At 51.9% G+C, this 210-nt stretch carries 1 rRNA gene; it reads right to left on the bottom strand.

Features of this window, described 5'->3' with window-relative positions:
• Positions 1–92, bottom strand: a 16S ribosomal RNA gene (locus OO70_RS51015); the annotation flags it as partial.
• Positions 93–210 lie beyond the last annotated feature (118 nt).

A 210-nucleotide genomic window follows, 5' to 3' on the forward strand; every position in this document is an offset into this window, starting at 1 on the left:
CTAATCCCCACCGAAGTGGTTCATCGTTCGACTTGCATGTGTTAAGCACGCCGCCAGCGTTCGTCCTGAGCCAGGATCAAACTCTCCGTGAATGTTTACTCGGCCAGTAAATTAATACAGCCGGTGCACACATCACGAGAGCGGAACGACCACCGGAATAAGATGGTCGTTCACAGCGTCCTCGCTGTATGTGTTCTTCAAAGGAACCTC

Origin of the sequence: Streptomyces xylophagus, from assembly GCF_000716435.1 — a bacterium.
Classification (GTDB): domain Bacteria; phylum Actinomycetota; class Actinomycetes; order Streptomycetales; family Streptomycetaceae; genus Streptomyces; species Streptomyces xylophagus.